Origin of the sequence: Streptomyces sp. C1-1 (genome assembly GCF_050214755.1) — a bacterium.
Taxonomy (GTDB): domain Bacteria; phylum Actinomycetota; class Actinomycetes; order Streptomycetales; family Streptomycetaceae; genus Streptomyces.
Window position 1 is genome coordinate 1,918,485 of record NZ_CP189826.1, and the last position, 18,158, is coordinate 1,936,642.

At 71.7% G+C, this 18,158-nt stretch carries 16 protein-coding genes; 5 read left to right on the forward strand and 11 right to left on the reverse strand.

Annotated elements, in window-relative coordinates:
- Positions 1 to 201 precede the first annotated feature (201 nt).
- From ACQF4J_RS08745 to ACQF4J_RS08795, 11 genes are all read right to left on the reverse strand, one after another.
- A complete protein-coding gene (locus tag ACQF4J_RS08745) occupies positions 202 to 1,110 on the reverse strand; it encodes an enoyl-CoA hydratase/isomerase family protein (RefSeq protein ID WP_427165413.1) in 909 nt (302 codons plus the stop codon).
- Positions 1,107 to 1,874 carry an SDR family NAD(P)-dependent oxidoreductase gene (locus tag ACQF4J_RS08750; RefSeq protein ID WP_351578557.1) on the reverse strand — a complete coding sequence of 256 codons (768 nt, stop codon included), beginning with the start codon at positions 1,872 to 1,874 and terminating at the stop codon, positions 1,107 to 1,109. The genes ACQF4J_RS08745 and ACQF4J_RS08750 overlap by 4 nt, the downstream gene beginning before the upstream one ends.
- Positions 1,871 to 2,647: an SDR family oxidoreductase gene (locus tag ACQF4J_RS08755; protein ID WP_351578554.1), complete on the reverse strand. Its 777-nt coding sequence runs from the start codon at positions 2,645 to 2,647 to the stop codon at positions 1,871 to 1,873. The genes ACQF4J_RS08750 and ACQF4J_RS08755 overlap by 4 nt, the downstream gene beginning before the upstream one ends.
- Entirely contained in the window at positions 2,644 to 3,858 is a 1,215-nt protein-coding gene (locus ACQF4J_RS08760; RefSeq protein WP_351578551.1) for an acyl-CoA dehydrogenase family protein, read from the reverse strand. The genes ACQF4J_RS08755 and ACQF4J_RS08760 overlap by 4 nt, the downstream gene beginning before the upstream one ends.
- 12 nt (positions 3,859 to 3,870) lie before the next feature.
- Positions 3,871 to 4,842, reverse strand: coding sequence for a phosphotransferase family protein (locus ACQF4J_RS08765; protein ID WP_351578548.1), 972 nt, complete (start codon positions 4,840 to 4,842; stop codon positions 3,871 to 3,873).
- On the reverse strand, positions 4,839 to 6,050 hold the full coding sequence (locus tag ACQF4J_RS08770; protein WP_351578545.1) for an acyl-CoA dehydrogenase family protein: 1,212 nt from the start codon (positions 6,048 to 6,050) through the stop codon (positions 4,839 to 4,841). The genes ACQF4J_RS08765 and ACQF4J_RS08770 overlap by 4 nt, the downstream gene beginning before the upstream one ends.
- 10 nt (positions 6,051 to 6,060) lie before the next feature.
- On the reverse strand, positions 6,061 to 7,209 hold the full coding sequence (locus tag ACQF4J_RS08775; RefSeq protein ID WP_351578542.1) for a thiolase family protein: 1,149 nt from the start codon (positions 7,207 to 7,209) through the stop codon (positions 6,061 to 6,063).
- Positions 7,206 to 7,577 carry a Zn-ribbon domain-containing OB-fold protein gene (locus tag ACQF4J_RS08780; protein ID WP_427165414.1) on the reverse strand — a complete coding sequence of 124 codons (372 nt, stop codon included), beginning with the start codon at positions 7,575 to 7,577 and terminating at the stop codon, positions 7,206 to 7,208. Before ACQF4J_RS08780 ends, ACQF4J_RS08775 begins: the two co-directional genes overlap by 4 nt.
- A complete protein-coding gene (locus tag ACQF4J_RS08785) occupies positions 7,562 to 8,350 on the reverse strand; it encodes an enoyl-CoA hydratase/isomerase family protein (RefSeq protein ID WP_351803895.1) in 789 nt (262 codons plus the stop codon). Before ACQF4J_RS08785 ends, ACQF4J_RS08780 begins: the two co-directional genes overlap by 16 nt.
- A 103-nt stretch (positions 8,351 to 8,453) precedes the next feature.
- Entirely contained in the window at positions 8,454 to 9,587 is a 1,134-nt protein-coding gene (locus tag ACQF4J_RS08790; protein WP_351803893.1) for an acyl-CoA dehydrogenase family protein, read from the reverse strand.
- Between the two features lie 117 nt (positions 9,588 to 9,704).
- Positions 9,705 to 10,499, reverse strand: coding sequence for an SDR family NAD(P)-dependent oxidoreductase (locus tag ACQF4J_RS08795; protein WP_351578519.1), 795 nt, complete (start codon positions 10,497 to 10,499; stop codon positions 9,705 to 9,707).
- 62 nt (positions 10,500 to 10,561) lie between these two features.
- On the opposite strand from ACQF4J_RS08795, the gene ACQF4J_RS08800 reads away from it, so the two are divergent.
- The 5 genes from ACQF4J_RS08800 (at position 10,562) to ACQF4J_RS08820 (ending at position 17,923) form a co-directional block, all read left to right on the forward strand.
- The gene (locus tag ACQF4J_RS08800; RefSeq protein WP_427165415.1) at positions 10,562 to 11,635 is read left to right on the forward strand and encodes an alcohol dehydrogenase catalytic domain-containing protein; all 1,074 of its coding nucleotides are present in this window, start codon (positions 10,562 to 10,564) and stop codon (positions 11,633 to 11,635) included.
- A 112-nt stretch (positions 11,636 to 11,747) separates the two neighbouring features.
- Positions 11,748 to 13,106, forward strand: a complete 1,359-nt coding sequence (locus ACQF4J_RS08805) for an FAD-dependent oxidoreductase (RefSeq protein WP_427165416.1) — start codon at positions 11,748 to 11,750, stop codon at positions 13,104 to 13,106.
- A 162-nt stretch (positions 13,107 to 13,268) separates the two neighbouring features.
- Positions 13,269 to 14,138, forward strand: coding sequence for a branched-chain amino acid ABC transporter permease (locus ACQF4J_RS08810; protein WP_351578510.1), 870 nt, complete (start codon positions 13,269 to 13,271; stop codon positions 14,136 to 14,138).
- Positions 14,139 to 14,150: 12 nt separating this feature from the next.
- The gene (locus ACQF4J_RS08815) at positions 14,151 to 16,688 is read left to right on the forward strand and encodes an ATP-binding cassette domain-containing protein (protein ID WP_427165417.1); all 2,538 of its coding nucleotides are present in this window, start codon (positions 14,151 to 14,153) and stop codon (positions 16,686 to 16,688) included.
- 77 nt (positions 16,689 to 16,765) lie between these two features.
- Complete coding sequence (locus tag ACQF4J_RS08820) at positions 16,766 to 17,923, forward strand: ABC transporter substrate-binding protein (protein WP_351578504.1); 1,158 nt, start codon at positions 16,766 to 16,768, stop codon at positions 17,921 to 17,923.
- Positions 17,924 to 18,158 lie beyond the last annotated feature (235 nt).

The window sequence follows — 18,158 nt, forward strand, 5'->3', positions numbered from 1 at the left end:
GCGCAGACTCGGACCTCGCAGCCACCGGCATCGCGCCTCCGGCACCCAGCCAGCAGGCCCATCACGTGCCATCCGACCGGGGGGGGCCGGGTCGCGCAGAGTCGGGTGGCGCAGATTCGGATCGCGGTCGACCGGGCGGCGCAGACTCGGACCTCGCAGCCACCCAGCATCGCGCTCTCCGGCATGGAGGCGACGGATCCGTCATGCGCCGTCCGCCCACGCGGAGCCAGGCCGCGCAAGCTCGGGCCGCGGCGGAACGAGCGGTGGGGGATCAGGGCTCGCGGCCGCCGGTCTCACAGCCCCAGGGCTCGCGCCCTCCGACCCTCCGCCCTCCGACCTCGTGAAATCCGGTCGGTGCCCCCCAAGAAACGCCGCCACGCCTTCCCGGCCCTCCGCGGACACCGCCGCAGCGGCCAGCTGACGGGCCTCCGTGTCGAGGTGTTCGTCGAGGTCGGCGGAGAGCGCCCGTCCGACGAGCCTTCGCGCCGCCGCGTAGGCCGCCGTGGCTCCGCGTGCCAGCGCGCCCGCGGTCTGAACGGCTTCCTCGTTCAACCGCTCCGGCGCCACGACCCGGCTCACCATTCCCAGCTGCAGGGCCTCGGCGGCCGGGACGCGCCGGTTCGTCAGCAGCAGGTCAACGGCCCGTCGCGGCCCGACGAGCCGGGGCAGTGACCAGCTGACCCCGGCGTCCGGCGTGTACCCGATCGCGGTGTACGCGGCGGTGAAGCCGGCGTCGCTCGCCGCCAGGCTCACGTCCGCCGCCCCCACGAGCCCGAGCCCGGCCCCCGCGACGGCCCCCTGCACCGCGACGACCAGCGGAGCGTCCAGCCCGGTGAGGATCCGCAGCGCCCCGTGGAGCGCGTCGGTGACGTCGGTGAGATGTCCTGCCAGGCGCTCACGCGGCAGCGCGGCGAACTCCTTGAGGTCACCGCCGACGCAGAAGGACCGCCCCTGCCCGGTGAGCAGCACCGCCCGTGCCCGCGCCTTCTCGCACTCCCGGGCGGCGTCCAGCAGCGCCCGGGCCATCGCCAGGTCGATCGCGTTGCCCGCCCCGCGGCACATCTCGACCCGTGCCAGCCCGTCGTCGTCGATGTCGACCGTGACCCTCATCGTGCGGTCCACCCGCCGTCGACGGTGAGCACGTGCCCGGTGCAGTACGAGGACGCGTCCGAGGCCAGGTAGAGCAGCGCCCCGTCCAGTTCTCCCTGCTCGCCGCCGCGCCCCAGCATCGTGCCGCGCTCGACCCACCGCCGGGATCGCTCGTCGGAGAACAGCCCCTCGGTCATCTCCGAGCGGAACCAGCCGGGGGCGAGCGCGTTGACCCGCACCCCCGACCTGCCCCACTGTCCCGCCAGTTCACGGGTCAGGCCGACGAGCCCCGCCTTGGAGGCGGCGTAGGCCGCACCGCCCAGTGGGGCACCGGAGACCAGCCCGAGGACGGACGACACGTTCACCACCGATCGCGTACGACCGGACGGCGACGGCGCCTCCGCCAGCAGCCGCGCGAGATGGAAGGGTGCCACCAGGTTCACATCCAGTACGCCGGAGAAGTCGTCGGTGCTCTCGTCCTCCGCGCGTACGGCGCCGGGCGCGCCGGCGTTGTTGACGAGGACGTCGATCCGGCCGGTCTCGTCGAGCGCCGTCTCCATCAGCCGCACACGGTCCGCCTCCCGTGACACGTCGCAGACGACGGGATGGATGCGCGGGTCCTCGTCGGCGAGGTCCTTGAGCTTCTCCAGCCGCCGGGCGGCGGCGAAGACGGTGGCGCCGGCCGTCGCGAGCACCGTGGCGAACCTGGCCCCGAGCCCGGACGACGCCCCGGTGACCACAGCGGTCCGCCCGCGCAGCGAGAACAGCTCCTCGAGGCGAATCACCCCTCCACCCCGATCGGCAGCACGGTCGCCCCGCCGTCCAGGACCAGCGTCTGCCCCGTCATCCAGGACGAGGCCTCGGACGCCAGGAAGACGGCCGCGTGCGCCACGTCCTCCACCGTGCCGAGTCTGCGCAGCGGCAGCTTCGCCGTCAGGATCGGCTCCCTCGGCTCCCAGACGGCCCGGGCCAGCTCGGTCTTGATCAGCCCGGGTGCGATGGCGTTCACACGTACCCGCGGCCCGAGTTCGTAGGCGAGTTGCCGGGTCATGTGCAGCATGGCCGCCTTGGTGGCGTTGTACCAGCCGATGTGGGGGTCGACGACCAGTCCGCCGACGGAGGCGATGTTGACGACCGCTCCCCCGTGTTCCCGCATCCACGCCCGCCAGGCGCACCGGGTCCAGGCGACCATGCCGTACTGGTTGACCCGTACGGTCTTCTCCGCGCGCGGCAGGTCGAGGTCGAGGAGATCGCCCATGTAGGGGTTGGTGGCCGCGTTGTTGACCAGGACGTCGAGGCTGCCGAGGCGGGAGACGGTCTCCTCGGCACAGCGCTCGGCGTCCTCGGGCTCCCCGACATTGGCGACCACCTCGTGGACCTCGCCGTCGCCCTTGACCCGCAGCAGTTCCTCGCGGGCCGCGGCCAGTCCGTCCGTCTTGCGGGAGGCGATGACCACATGGGCGCCGGCCTCGCGGTACGCCTTGGCGATACCGAGACCGATGCCCCGGGAGCCGCCGGTGACGACGGCGACCCGGCCGCCCAGTTCCTGTCCGTTCACACCGACTCCTCCGGATACTTCGCCAGTTCACGCCGCGCGACCGTCCGCAGATGCACCTCGTCGGGGCCGTCCGCGATCCGCAGCGCCCGAGTGATCGCGTACAGCCGCGCCAGTACGGTGTCGTCGCTGACCCCGGCGGCCCCGTGCGCCTGGACGGCCCGGTCGACCACCCGGTGCGCGACCTCCAGCGCGGCCACCTTGATCGCGGCGACTTCGGTACGGGCGGCCGCGTTGCCCGAGGTGTCCATCAGCCAGGCCGACTTGAGGACCAGCAGCCGCAGTTGCTCGATCTCGATGCGGCTGCGGGCGATCCACTCGCGCACGACACCTCGCTCGGCGAGCGTGCCGCCGAAGGCGGCGCGAGTCAGGGTCCGGCGGCACATCAACTCCAGTGCACGTTCGGCGAATCCGACCGCACGCATGGCGTAGTGCATGCGCCCCGGCCCCAACCGCCCCTGCGCCAGGGCGAATCCCTCGCCCGCGCCGCCCAGCAGCGACGACACCGGCACCCGTACGTCCTCGAAGAGCACGTCGCCATGGCCGCAGCGGTCGGTGTAGCCGAACATCGGCAGGTCGCGCAGGACGGTGATGCCAGGGGTGTCGCGCGGGATCAGCAGCATGCTCTGCTGCCGGTACGACGGTGCGTCCGGGTCGGTGACCCCCATCAGGATGATCAGCCGGCAGTCGGGGTCGAGGATCCCGGACGTGTACCACTTGTGGCCGTCGACGACGTACTCGTCGCCGTCGCGGGTGATCCGGGTGCGGATGTTGCGCGCGTCGGAACTGGCCACCTCGGGCTCGGTCATGGCGAAGCAGGACCGGATCTCGGCGGCCAGCAGCGGCCGCAGCCAGCGGTCCTGCTGCTCGGGGGTGCCGAAGAGGGCGAGCAGTTCCATGTTGCCGGTGTCGGGGGCAGAGCAGTTGAACACCTCCGGCCCGATGATCGAGCGTCCGGCCAGCTCGGCGAGCGGCGCGTACTCGAGGTTGGTGAGACCGGCACCCCAGTCGCCGTGCGCCAGGAAGAGGTTCCAGAGCCCTTCGGCGCGCGCTTTCTCCTTCAACTCGCGTATCACTGGCGGAAGTTCATGGGGATCGTCCGCCTCGGCGAGCTGCCGGTCGTAAACGAGCTCGGCGGGCAGGACGTACTCCTCCATGAACGCGGCCATGCGCGAGCGGAGTTCGTCGGCCCTCGGGGAGAGTCCGAAATCCATGGTGGCGCTCCTTCAGGACCGTCGGGCGAGGATGTCGCCGGCCGTGCGGATCATCGCCGCGATGGTCGGCGGCAGCCGCTCCTGGTCGGGGTCGTGGTGCTTGCCCTCGCGGTGCCGGCGCAGGTTGTGGCCCATGATCGCGGCCATCTTGGTGCGGGCCAGGGCACGGAACCAGTCGAGGGCGGGGGGTTCGGGACGTCCGTCGAGGTAGGCGGTGAGCAGCTCTTCCTCGGTGGGCAGGCCGGGGACGGCGCGGCCGAGCCGGGGGAAGTTGCGATGGTCGGCGAAGAGGAGGAACCAGCCGAGGTCGATACGCGGATCGCCGTACGCCCAGATCTCCCAGTCGACGACGGCGGCCGGCCGTTCGCCCCGGCACAGGACGTTGCCGAGGCGGAAGTCGCCGTGGGTGAGGGTGGGCGTGATGCCGTCGGGAATGCGTGCGGCCAGGACTTCCAACAGGTCCTCGGCTCCGGGACGGAGTTCCGGGGGCACCGCCCGCATGGTGCGGCTCCACCGGTCCAACTCCCCCGCCGGGTCGAGCGGTTGGGCGGATTCCGCTCCGGGCGTGCTGTGCAGGTCCCGCAGTACGTCGGCCAACGCCAGCATCCGGGCCCGGCACAGTGCGGGCTCCGGGCGATGCTCGTCGAGGACCGGCTCGATCGCCTCGCCGGCCACGAACTCCATGGCGAACCAGGCCGGTTCGCCCTCGTCGACGGCGACGACGCCCGGCACGGGCACTCGTGATCCGGCGAGCGCGCGCAGCACCCGGGCCTGACGGAGCACATCGTTGCGGCCGACGGGTCGTTGTCCCGGTGGCACCGTTTTCACAACGTACGAGACCGGTCCGGCCGTGACGGAGTAGGTGAGGCCCGAGTGGCCGCCGGGCAGCGTGCGCAGGTCACCGAGCGGCTCGCCCGGATGTCGCTCGGCGAGCCGCTCGCGGACCCGCCGCCCGAGTTCGGCCACCTCGGTCGTTGTTGTCAACTCCCTGCTCCCTTCGGTTCCTTGGGAAGCCGCAGCACGCGCTCGGCCAGGATGTTGCGCTGGATCTCGTCGCTGCCGCCGGCGATGCGATAACCGGGAGCGCCGAGCAGGTGCTCGGTCCAGGCGAACGTGCCCCACTCCCCCGTGTCGGCGGCCAGGCGCGGCCCGAGGAGCTGCTGGACGAGGTCGGTAGTGGCGCGCATGGTCGCGGTGGCGTGAAGCTTGCCGACCGAGGCCTCGGCGCCCGGTTCGCGGCCGGCCGCCAGGGCCGACGTCACACGCAGCCCGATGAGCCGCTGGACCAGGGTACGGACGAACAGGTCGGCCGCCTGCTGCCGTTCGCCGCCGGTGAGCGGGCGGGGCAGGTGACGGGCGAGGTCGAGAGCGCGGTCGGCGTTGTCCAGGCCGAGGCCACCGGAGTCGAGGCGTTCGGCGGCGAGCACGGTGAGGGTGACCCGCCAGCCCTCGCCGACGGGGCCGAGCCGGTCGGTGTCGGGCACGAACACGTCGTCCAGGTAGACCTCGTTGAAACTGGCGCCGCCGGTCATCTGCCGGATGGGCCGTACGGTCACGCCGGGCGCGTCCATCCGGACCAGGAAGACCGTGATGCCCGCGTGTTTGGGCACATCGGGATCGGTCCGGCACACGGCCACGCCCCAGGTGGCGACCCGGGCACCGGACGTCCAGACCTTGTGGCCGCGCAGGACCCAGCCGTCGCCTTCCCGCACGGCCCGGGTACGGACGGCGGCGAGATCGGAACCCGCCTCCGTCTCCGAGAAGAGCTGGCAGGCGAGTTCGTCGGTGCGGAGCATGGCGCGCAGCCAGCGGCGCTTCTGCTCCTCCGTCCCCCAGATGCGGACGGCGGGCGCGACGAGTTGCTGGGTGACCGGGAAGATCTCGGTGCGCCGCGGCACGTCGAAGCCGGCTTCCTCGGCGCGGTACAACTGCTCGTAGTACGAGAGCAGTTCACGCCCTCCGTACTCGGGCGGCCAGCCGAACGCGCCCCAGCCCTGGTCGTACCGGATGCGCTCCCAGTCCCGTATGCGGTCGGTGTGGGCGCGTTCCTCGGCCTCGGTCCAGTTCTCGAAGACGGCCACCGAGTCGTCGCCACGTCCCCATTCCCGGTGCCCGGCGCGCTCTTTCGCCACGCCGGTCAGCCAGTTGCGGGCCGCGGCGCGGAACTCGTCCGGGGCGGGTATGCCGTCCATGATCCTCCTTTCAGCGGGTCAGCACGGTGCAGGCGCTGACGCCCGGTGCCCCGTACACATGGGTGAAGCCGGTCGACGGATCCTCCGGCACCTGCCGTTCGCCGGCCCGGCCGCGCAACTGCTGCACGACCTCGTGGACCTGGCGCAGTCCGGAGGCGCCGATGGGCTCGCCGTTGGCGATGCACCCGCCGTCGGTGTTGACCGGCAGCGAGCCGCCGATCCCGGTCGCCCCGAACGGGACGAGCGACTCCTGCTCGCCGTGTTCGCAGAACCCGCACTCGGCCAGGTGCATCACCTCGGCGCCGCTCTCGGTGTCCTGCAACTGGCACACGTCGATGTCGCGCGGCCCCAACCCGGCTTCCTCGAAGGCATGTTGGGCAGCGTCCGCGCTCACGCTCGTCGGCGTCCCGGGAGGCGCCCACGGGCTGAACACCTCGAAGGAGCCGAAGCGGCGGGTCCGTACGACCGCCGCCCGCAGCACCACCGGCGTTCCGCCGAGCTCGCGGGCCACCGCGCGGTTGCACAGGATCAGGGCGACCGCGCCCTGGCCGGGCGAGCAGAACATGTACCGGGTCAGGGGGTCGTTGACCATGCCTGACGCCAGGATCTCGTCGGCGTCGAGGGGCTTGCGGCGCCAGGCGTGCGGGTTGAGCACTCCATTGGCGTACGCCTTCTCTGCGACCAGCGCGAGGGTGCGGGCGCTGATGCCGTGGTCGTGCATGTACCGCTGGATCTTCATGGCGAAGAACTGTGTGGTCACCATCAGCCCGTCGCGGCCGTAGGCCTCGTCGAGCCCCCAGTCGGCGGGCCGCGGGTCGAAGGCGCCGCGCGGGTGCTTGTCGAAGCCGACGGCGAGGGCCACGTCCGCCGCCCCCGAACGGATCGCGTTGGCGGCCGACACCAGCGCGCTGCCGCCGGTGGCGCAGCCGTTGCGCACATTTGTGAACGGCACCCCGGTCAGGCCGAGTTCGGCGACCAGTGTGTCGGCGTTGCCGGCCGCATCGCTGCCGCCGTACGCGGCCCGCACCCGCGACCACGGCAGTCCGGCGTCGGCGAGAGCGGCCCGTACGGCCTGGACGGCAAGTTGCCGACCACTCGCCTCCGTACGGGCAAAGGAGGTGATCCCGGCGCCGCAGACGAGCACGTCCTCACCGCTCATACGGCGGCTCGCACGGCCCTGGGCACGCCGTCTCCCGCCGCGATCGTGAGCGGCATGCCGATCTCCGCCTTCTCGGGCCGGATGTCGAGGACGGCCAACACCCTTACTCCTTCCGGAAGTTCCACGTATCCGACGGTGAACGGCGTGAATCCGGCGGCGGGTGGAATGTACGGCGGCGACTTGGGGGCGTACCGCTGCACGGTCCAGGTCCACAGCGTGCCCACGGCGGAGAGCACGACCGGCTCGGCCGGCCCTCCGCAGCGCGGACAAGCGGGGTCGGCGGGGTATGTGGCCACGGCGCAGTCGGCGCACCGGGAGCCGCGCAGTCGGCTCCCGGTCTCCTTGGCGGCGCTCAGCGGCCCTTCCACTGCGGCTCCCGCTTCTCCAGGAACGCCGCCACGCCCTCCGCCGCGTCCTCGGAGTTGAGCATCACGCCGACGGCGAGGTGCTCCATGACCATCAGCGACTGGATGTCGGCGTCGAGGCTCCGGTCGATGGTCATCTTGGTGATCCACATGGTGAACGGACTCTTGTCGACGAGCTGGTCGGCGAACTCCTCGACCGTGGCGTCGAGTTTGTCCGCGGGTGCCGAGGAATTGATGAGACCGAACTCGGCGGCCTCGACCCCGGTGAGCAGCTTGCCGGTGAGCATCAGCTCCTTGGTCTTGCGGACGCCGATCATGCGCGGCACCCGGTAGATCGGACCGGCGCCGCCGAACAGGGCGCGCCGGATGTGGAAGTCGCCGATCAGGGCGTCGTCCGCGGCGATCGCGAAGTCGCACGAGATCATCAACTCGAAGCCGCCCGCGGTGACATGACCCTCGAGGACCGCGATGGACGGGGTCTTCATCGAGTAGAGCCTGTCGCAGACCTTCGCCGAGAGCACGGCGACGTCGATGGCGTTGGACCTGCCGACGAAGTCGGCCTTCAGACTGTCCAGGTCGAACCCGGAGCAGAAGGTGTTCCCGCGCCCACGCAGCACCAGCACGCGCAGTTCGGGGTCCGCGTCGACCTCCGTGATGATCTCGTCCAGCCGGTTGAGAATCGGCACGGTCACGCAGTTCTTCTTGTGCGGGCGGTTGAGCCATACCCGCGCCACGTGTCCGTCCCGCTCGAACTGGATCTCGTCCTCGACTGCCATGAGCTCCTCCAAACTGAACTGAATTGAGTTCGATTCTGTGGGCGGATGGATGCCCTGTCAATGGATCGGGAAGCGGTGACCGCTTCGGGCGGTACGCGAGTGATCAGCCGGTACGGCCGGTGAGGCCGAGCAGACCGGCCAGGCGCAGGCGGTGGTCGTCGCCCGTGCCGAACAGCGCCTCGTCGGCCCGTGCCCGGCGCAGATAGAGATTTGCCGGATGCTCCCAGGTGAAGCCGATTCCGCCGTGGAGCTGCACGTATTCCGTGGTGGCGAGGCGGTAGGCACCGGTGCAGGCGACGGCTGCGGCACTCGCGGCGAGTGGGAGTTCCGGCGCCTCCGCGGCAAGGCAGGCACTCGCGTACGCCGAGGCCGACCGCGCACCCTCGACCTCGACCAGCAGGTCGGCCAGCCGGTGCTTGACCGCCTGGAACGAGCCGATGGCACGTCCGAACTGGGTCCGCTGGGACACGTAATCGAGTACGGCGTCCAGGGCGTGCGCACTGCCACCGACGTGCTCGGCAGCCACAGCCACCCGGCCGGCGTCGAGGACGACATCGACGACTCCCGCCGCCCGCCCGGGCTCACCGACCGGCTCGGCAGGCGCTCCCCGGAGGCGGACGAGTGCCTGGCGGCGCGTGGGGTCGAGGACCCGACGAGCGGTGCGGTCGCAGGTCGCACCGTCCGGCTCGCAGGCGAACAGCCGCTCCCCGTCCGGCGCACGGGCGGCGACCAGCAGCAGATCGGCGCCGGCTCCGTCGGGCACGAAGTCGGCCTCTCCGCGCAGTACCCAGCCGTCGGGACCAGGCTCGGCCGTCACGTCGGCGGGATGCAGAAATCCGGCGACGGTGGCCGTGAGCGCCCCGGAGGCGATCCCGGGCAGCCAGCGTTCGCAGGCCCGCCGATCGCCGCTGCCCAGCAGGGCCTGTCCGGCCAGCACGACGGTCGACAGCAGCGGCGCGGGACACAGCACGCGCCCCGCCTCCTCCACGGCGACGGCGAGTTCGGCGAACGTGTACCCGGCTCCGCCGTAGTCCTCGGGCAGGGCGAGCCCGTGCACTCCGATCTCGCCGGCGAGCCGGTCCCAGAGCGCCCGGTCGTATCCGCGCGGGCTCCCGGCCTGCTTGCGGACCTCCTCCGGCCCACAGGTCTCGCCGAGCAAGTCCCTTAGGACACCTCGTAGTTGGTGCTGCTCATCGGTCTCCAGCAACAGCGCTGGATCGGCATCGAGCCGAAACATGCAAACCTCCCTCGACCACACCACCCTCAGGGGCGCGGGGCTGTGACATCGCGCGGCTCCGCCGCGCGGGCGCGGCCGGCCACGAACAACCCGCGGCCGACCACCCGGAGTCGGTCCTCACACCGTGAACCGCCCGCCATTCGCAAGCAGCACCGCCCCCACGAGATTCGCCGCCTCCTCACTCGCCAGAAACAGAGCGACATCGGCGATCTCCTCCGCCGTCGCATACGGACGAACCCGCGGATCGGCGAACCCCCGCCGAAGCGCCGCGGGCGTCCGCGCCGCCATGCCCGTCTCCGTCGGTCCCGGCGCCACCGTGTTGACCCGGACCCCGAACGCGATCGCCTCCTTGGCGACGGACTGGCTCAGCGCATGGACGCCGGCCTTCGAGGCCGCGTAGTGCGGGTAGCCGGCCTGGGCGTCGAAGGCCGAGGAGGAACCGACGGTGACGACGGTTCCGCAGCGGTGGGGTGCCATGACCCGCAGGGCGGCGCGCAGAACGTGGAACGTGCCGTCCAGGTTGACGCGCATGACGCGTCGCCATGCGTCGTCGCCGAGCCGCGCCGTCACCTCCGGCGGCCGCTGCGCGACCAGGGCCTCGGCGATCCACTCCTTGGCCGCGGGATCGTCGACTCCGGCCGCGTGCACCACGACGTCGAGCCGTCCGTGCCGCCGTACGACCTCGTCGAAGGCCGCGTCGACCTGCGCCGGTTCGGCCACGTCGAGGGTCAGGGCGTGTGCGTGCGGCACCTCCTTCGCGACGGCCTGTGCCGCCTCGCCGTCGACATCCGTGGCCGACACCTCGGCCCCCTGCGCGGCGAGTCGCCGGGCGACGGCCGCGCCGATGCCGGATCCCGCGCCGGTGACGAGGGCGATCCGCCCGGTGAAACGCCCCGCGTGTTCACCTGCCATGCACGGTCACCACCTCACTCTCGGTCTATTGAACTGACTTCATTTTTGCTACCGTCGCAGGTATGTCAACAGGCAGGACGAGAGCGTTCCGGCTGACCCGATGGGGCGGCCCACCGGTCCTCACCGAGGTGGCCCGGCCCATCCCCACCGCCGAAGAGGTGCTGATCCAGGTGGAGGCGGCCGGCCTCTGCCGGTCGGACCTCCACGTCGTCGACGCCCGACCGGGCGTTCTCCCGTACCGGATTCCGTTCACCCTCGGACACGAGGTCGCGGGCCGAGTGGTCGAGCGCGGCCCGCTGGCCACGGGTCCGGCAGTCGGCGAGCGGGTGGTCGTCTACGGTCCCTGGGGCTGCGGGAGTTGCGCGCGCTGCGCGGCGGGAGCGGAGAACTACTGCGACCGGCGCGCGGCCCTGGACGCCGACCGCGTCGGCACGGGGGCGGGTCTCGGGCGGGACGGCGGAATGGCCGACCTGATGCTCGTGCCGTCCGGGCGCATCCTGGTCCCGGTGGGCGATCTGGCCGCCGTCCAGGCGGCCCCCCTGTCGGACGCCGGGCTCACCGCGTACCACGCCGTGGACACGGTCCGGCGCACTCTGGGCGACGACGCGAGTACGAGCGTGGTCGTCCTCGGCGTCGGCGGCCTGGGGCATCTGGCCGTCCAGATCCTGCGCGCCACGACGTCCGCACAGGTGCTGGCCGTGGACGTACGGGACGAGGCGCTCGCCCTGGCCGACGAGTGCGGCGCGCACTTCGGCACCCTCCTGCGGCCCGACACCGCGGCGGTCCTGCGAAGCCGCACGGGCGGAGCCGGCGCGGCGGCCGTGCTCGACTTCGTCGGCAGTGCCTCGAGTCTGGAGCCGGCGGTGGGCGTGCTGCGCGCGGGCGGCGCACTGGCCGTGGTGGGCAGCGGCGGCGGGGGGCTCACGGTCCGCAAGCCCGGCGCGCTCCCGCCCGGGACGCAGATCTCGTTGCCGTTCTGGGGGACCCTGCCCGAACTTCAGGCGGTCGTCGCCCTGGCGCTCAAGGGCTCCTTGAGAGTGGGCGTCGAGCGATTCGCACTGTCGGGCGCGGCGGAGGCGATCACGAGGCTCCGCTCCGGCGAGGTGCGGGGGCGCGCGGTTCTCGTCCCCGACTGATCCGGCCGAAACCCGCACTGCCACACCCCGCGCCCGCCACCCTATCGACTCCAGAAGTGAGTTCAATTAGCGTCATGTCCCACTCGGCGACACGAAGGCGGTGGGGCCCGCTATGGATGCGGAGGCAGTGGATCTGCTGGTGATAGGCGGCGGCATGGCCGGTCTCTCGGCCGCCGCCCGGGTGGCCACCGAGGGCGGCTCGGTGATCCTGGTGGAGAAGGCGGAACGCACCGGCGGCTCCGCCCGCTTCGCCGGTTTCGTATGGACGACCCCGACGATCGAGGAAATGCGCCAGGTCAACCCGGACGGCGACCCGGAGCTGGCAACCGCCCTGGTGGGCGGGTTCGCGGACGGCGTGGCCTGGATCCGGTCACTCGGCGTGGAGTGCCGGCCACCGGTGCCCGTGCTCGGCTTCGGCCGCGGCCACCAGGTCGACACGAACCACTACCTCGACACGTGCGAGCGGTTGATCCGCGACCGGGGCCAGGAGGTGCTGACCGCCACCGGGACCCGCTCGCTCGTGACGGAGAACGGCTTGGTCAAGGGCGCCGACTGCCTCCTGCCGGACGGCTCCTCGCGGCGGATCGAGGCCACCTGGACCCTGCTCGCGACCGGCGGTTTCCAGGGGGATCCGGGCCTGCGCGCCGAGCACGTCCACCGCGGGGCCGCGGACATCGGGCTGCGGGCCAACCCGCACAGCCGGGGCGACGGCCTCGGGCTCGGACGCAGTGCCGGTGCGGCGTTCGGCAAGAAGGACGCCGGGTTCTACGGGCATCTGATGCCTGCGGGCGTCTCCCTGGCCGACCCCGCACGCTTCGTCGACCTTGCGCTCTACTACAGCGAACACGCCCTGCTGTTCGACACCACCGGCGAGCGCTTCGTCGACGAGACGGTCGGGGACCATCTCACCGCCATGGCGCTGCTCGAACGACCGGAAGCGCGCGGCCTGTTGGTCGCCGACGCACGCGTACATCGGGAGTGGATCAGCGCGTCGTACGTGGAGGGCATCCCCGGCGTGGACAAGTTCCAGCTGTGCCATCGCGCGGGCGCCCGCAGCGCGGTGGCGGTCAGCCTGGAGGACTTCGCGTCGATGCCCGAGGAGTGGGGCTATCCGGGAGTCACGATCCGCGACCGCATCGAGGAGTTCAACTCCACCGTGGGCACGGACGGCGCGACGACGCCCGGCCGGCTGCTCGACCACCGGCCTCTCGACGAACCGCCCTACTACGTCGTCGAGGCGGCCCCTGCGATCACGTTCACGTTCGGTGGCCTGCTCATAGACCCAGGTGCCCACGTCCTCTCCGCCGGCTCCGGCGGACGAGGCCCCGTACCCGGCCTGCTCGCGGCCGGCGCGGACGCGGGCGGGCTCTACCGGCGCGCCTACGCGGGCGGCCTCGCCCCCGCCCGGGTCTTCGGCCTGGCGGCGGCGCGGACCGCGCTCACCGAGACGCCCACGGCCGTCGGGCGCTGAGCCCCGGCCGGCCGCTCGCACAAATCCCGTGCACGAGGCTTGCCCACGCGGCACCGGAGTGCCTAGCTTACTGAATTGAGTTCACTTTAACTCAGCGGTTCGTGAGGTGATCATGCAGCTCGCACATGTGGCGCGAACGCGCTCTTCCCCGAGGGAGGGACTGTGAGTCAGTTCCTGCTTGTCCTGGTCAGCGGAGTGGCCAGCGGAGCCGTGTACGGCCTCATGGGTCTCGGGCTCGTCATCGTCTACCGGGCCACGGACGTCGTGAACTTCGCGACGGCCTCGCTCGCGACACTCGGCCTGTACGTGGCGGTCTCGCTCCACGACCGCGGTGTGGCCACCGTGCTCGGCATCCTCGCCGCTGTCGCGATCACGGTGGCGGCGGGCCTGCTCGTGCGTGAGACCGTGATCAGGCCCCTGGGGCAGGGGCAGTTGTTCTCCGCCCTCGTCGTGACGATGGGCGTGTCCCTGATCGCGGAGAGCACGGCCGGATCGATCTGGGGGGACCAGCCCAAGGCCTTCCCCGACCTGGTCGGCGGGACGGTGCGCTGGTCGGGCGCCGCGGTGCCGGTCCAGAGTCTGGTGACGATCGCCGTCGCCGCCGTGGCGATGGCGTTGGTCGGCTATCTCTTCGCCCGCACCACGCTCGGCTCGGCCATGCGCGCCGCGGCCGAGTCGGCGGACACCGCCCGCGTGGTCGGGCTGAGTTCGCAACGGCTGGCCAGGATCTCCTGGGCGCTCGGCCTCGGTCTCGCCGCGCTCGCCGCCTGCCTGTACGCACCGCGGTCCGGCCTGGTGCCCACCGCGCTTGTCGCCCCCCTGTTCCGGGCCTTCGCCGGAATCTTCCTCGGCGGGCTGACCAGCATGTACGGCGCGGTCCTCGGCGGGCTGACCATCGGCGTCCTGGACAACCTGGCGGCGAACTACGTCTCCGCCAGCTTCCGGGACACGTTCGTGTTCTCGTTCACCGTGCTGGTGCTGCTGATCCGCCCCCAGGGCATGTTCGGCACCCGCACCTTCCAACGGGTCTGAGGGGTCGCATCCATGGTCTTCAACCGTTCCCTCCTGGCGAGGGCCGCCCTGGGCCCGGCAGCCGGTGCGGTGCTCATGGCGTTCATGGCCTCCGGCGCGATCCCCGCGTACCAGATGTACTCGGTGGGGCTCGCGGCCGTGTACACGATCGTCGTGCTGTCGGTCGGCCTGCTCGCCGGCTGGTCCGGCATCTGGTCGGTGGGCCACCCCGCGTTCTTCGCCATCGGCGCCTACTTCGCCGCGTACGGCAGCGGCCACGACTGGCCCCTGGAGGCGGTGGTTCTCGGTGCCGTCGCCACCGGTGCCGCCCTGGGGGCCTTCCTCGGGTACGCGGGTGCCAGGTTCTCGGTGCTCTACATCGCCCTGCTGACCCTTGCCTTCACCACGGTGACCCTGGAACTGGTCAACCGCTGGAGCAGTGTGACCGGCGGCGACCAGGGGGTGCCGGTGATCCAGCTGCGCAGCGCCCTCGGCCTGGGCACCGTCCTGGGCGGCGGGGCCGATGCCCAGTATCTGGCGGTCGGGGCCGCCGCCGTGGTACTCGCGCTGGCCGTGCCGGCCGCCGCCTCGGGGCTGCGGATGCGGTTGGTGGCCGCCAAGTCGCACCCCCTGGCCGCCCGTACGATCGGCATCGCGCCGGAGGCGCAGTCGGCGCTGTCGTTCGCGGTGAGCGGCGCGTGCACGTGCTTCGCGGGCGTGCTGCTCGGTCTGCTGACCGGATTCGTCAGCCCGGACCCGTTCTCGCTGACCTTCGGCATCTCCCTGATCGCGGCATGCGTGCTCGGCGGGGTCGGCACCGTCCTCGGCGCGGTGGCCGGCGGCATCTATCTGACCTGGAACCCTTCGCTCTCGTCCGCCGTCGGGCTGCCCCAGCCGGTCGTGCAGGGCCTTGTGCTGATCGCGGTCCTCCTCTTCCTGCCCGGTGGAGTCGTACCGTTCCTCGCCACACCCGCACGGAGCGTCCTGCGGCGCATGCGGCGCCAACCGGACGCCGAAGTCCCTCCGTCCGCCGAGGAGTTGCCGGATCTCGCGCCGCTCGAACCTCCGTCCCGGACCCCGGACGACGGCCCCGTCCTGCTGCACCTGGAGCACGTGTCGGTCTCGTACGGCGGAATCAAGGCCCTGGAGGACGCCTCACTGTCCCTGCGGCACAACGAGATCCTGGCGGTCATCGGACCCAACGGTGCGGGAAAGACAACCCTGTTGAACGCGCTGTCGGGGCTGACCGGCAACGGCCGGGTGAGCGGCAGCGCCGAGTTCGACGGACGGCCCTTGTTCAGGTCCAGGGCGACCGCACGGCGGCGGCTGGGCATCGGCCGCACCTTCCAGCATGCGGAGGTCTTCTCCGAACTCACCGTCGCCGAGAACGTGTTGTGCACCCGTCGCCGGATCACCGCCCAGGACCGGGCAGAGGTCGCGCGGCTGCTGCACTCCGTCGGTCTTGCGGACGTGGCCGACCGCCGCCCCGGGGAGCTGCCCTTCGGCCTGCAGAAGCGCCTCGACCTGGCGCGTGCGATGGCCGAGGATCCGCAACTGCTGATCCTGGACGAGCCGTTCGGCGGCCTCGACGCGGGTGAACGGGCGCTGCTGGCGCGGCACATCAGGCGGCTGCACGCCGACGGCACCGCCGTGGTCGTCATCGACCACGTCCTCGACGACCTCTTCTCCGTCGCGCACCGGGTGCTCGCGTTCGACTTCGGCCGCACGATCGGCGAAGGCAGCCCGGACACCGTTCTGCAGGACCCGAAGGTGCGGTCGTCGTACCTGGGAACGGTCGACGGCCGGACCCGGCCGCCCGAGCACGTGGGCGAGCGGAGCATGATCCGCCTGCACGGGGTCGGCCACACGTACGGCGGCGTGGTCGCCCTGCGGGACATCGATCTCGACGTCCGCCAGGGGGCCGTGCTGGGCATCGCCGGAGCCAACGGAGCGGGCAAGAGCACGCTGGCAGGCATCCTGCACGGCTCGCTCACGCCCACCCGCGGCGACCGCGGGACGGGCGGAGCGGTACGCACCAGCCTGGCGCCCGAGGGGCGGGCATTGTTCAAGACGCTGTCCCTGCGCGAGAACCTCGAAGTCGCCGCCTACGCGGCGGGCATCACCGGTGCACCGCTGCGCGAACGGCTGGAGGAGACCGTGCAGTGGCTGCCGTCGAGGCTGCGCGACCGCATGTCCGCCTCCGCCGGCGGGCTGTCCGGCGGTGAGCAGCAGATGCTCGCCATCGCCCGGGCCCTGATCGTCGAGCCGGACGTCCTGATCGTCGACGAACCGGCGCTCGGGTTGGCCCCGGCCCTGGTCGACGAGGTGTACGACCGGCTGGCCGGGCTGGCCCACGACGGTCTGACCGTCGTCCTGCTCGAACAGCTGCTCAGCCGGGCCATGTCCGTGTGCCACGAGGTGGCCGTGCTGCACGAGGGCGTCGTCGCGGCCCGCGGGCGGCCGGGCGATCCGGCGTTCGCGGCCATGGCGGAAGCGGCGTACTTCGGTGGCGGCCAGGACGCGGCCGCCACCACCGCGGCGGCCGACGCCCGGATTTCCCCAGTGAAGTGACAATCCCGTTGTGAACGAGGTGGACCGTGTTCCGGACAATCAGAAAATTCCGCCGCGCCGCGGGAACGATGGCCGTCATGGCCGCGGTGGCTCTGACCGCCAACGCGTGCGCAGGTCAGGACTCCGCGGCAGCCGGAGGCAACTCCTCCGAGATCCACATAGGCGCGTGGCTGCCTCTCACCGGCGCCACCGCGACGTACGGCGTGGCCGAGAGGGCGGGCGCCGACGCGTACTTCAAGATGCTCAACGCCCAGGGCGGCATCAACGGACGCAAGGTCCGCTGGACCGTCAAGGACAACGCGGCCGACCCGCAGCAGACCGTGCAGATCGCACGCGAACTGGTCGGCCAGGACAAGGTCGTTGCCATCGTCAACGCCAACGGCACCTCCCAGGCGGAGGCGGCCTTCCCGTTCGTCCTCAACCAGTCCAAGGTGCCGGTTGTCAACGAGGTGGGCGGCACCGAGTCCTGGTACAAGCCGCCGCGCCCCGGCCTGTTCGGCACCCAGACCCTCTACGAGGACCAGGCCGCGGCGATCGCCGCCTGGGCGGTGCAGGACGGCGCGAAGAAGATCCTGGTCGTGCACAGTGACCCGGCCGCGTTCGTGAACGTGGCCAAGCAGGTCGAGCCCGTCGCGAAGAAGGTGGATCCCTCGGTCGAGGTCGACCGGCTGCCGGTCAAGTACCAGACCACCGACTACACCCCCGTCATCAGCAAGGTGAAGGCCGCGAAAACCCAGGCGGTGGTCCTGATCCTCACCTCCCCCGAGGCGGCCGCCTTCCTCAAGGAGGCGAAGCTCCAGGGCCTGTCCCTGCCCACCTACGCCTACGCGCCCGTGGCCGCCGAGTCCACGGTCTCGCTGGCGAAGGACGCGGCCGAGGGCCTGAAGGCCGTACAGCTGGTGAAGGCGCCGTCCGACGACGACGCCGCGGTGAAGGAGTTCCGGTCCGCGATGGCCAAGTACGAGCCCGGTCAGACCGCCGGATTCCTCGCCCTGTGGGGCTGGAGCAACGCGAAGGTGTTCGCCCAGATTACGAAGACCATCAAGGGGCCCGTCACGTCCCAGGCCATCACTGCGGCGTACCAGAAGGCGTCCGACGTGGACCCGGGGGTGTCGCCGGTGATGAAGTTCGGCGCGAGTGAGCACCTCGGCACGCGCAGCGTGCAGCGGGTGGAGGTGAAGAACGGCGTCTGGACGTCCGTCGGCGACTTCTACACACCGCCGGAGCGCGACTGAGCGCTCTCCCCGGTGGTGTGCCGGGCGCCCCCAAGGGCTCCGACAAGGTGGCGGTGAGCAGCGGGTCGTACTCCGTCGTCCTGCGCTGCCGCGGCCGCTGTTCCCTGCCTGCTTCTGCAGGTCAAGGGCCGTTCGGAGGCTACAGGGTTTCGTGTGCGGGGTCAGCCTTCGTGGGGTGTTCGAGGACTCACACCGCCTCGTTGCCCCCGGCGCGTTTGCGGACCACCGCACCGGG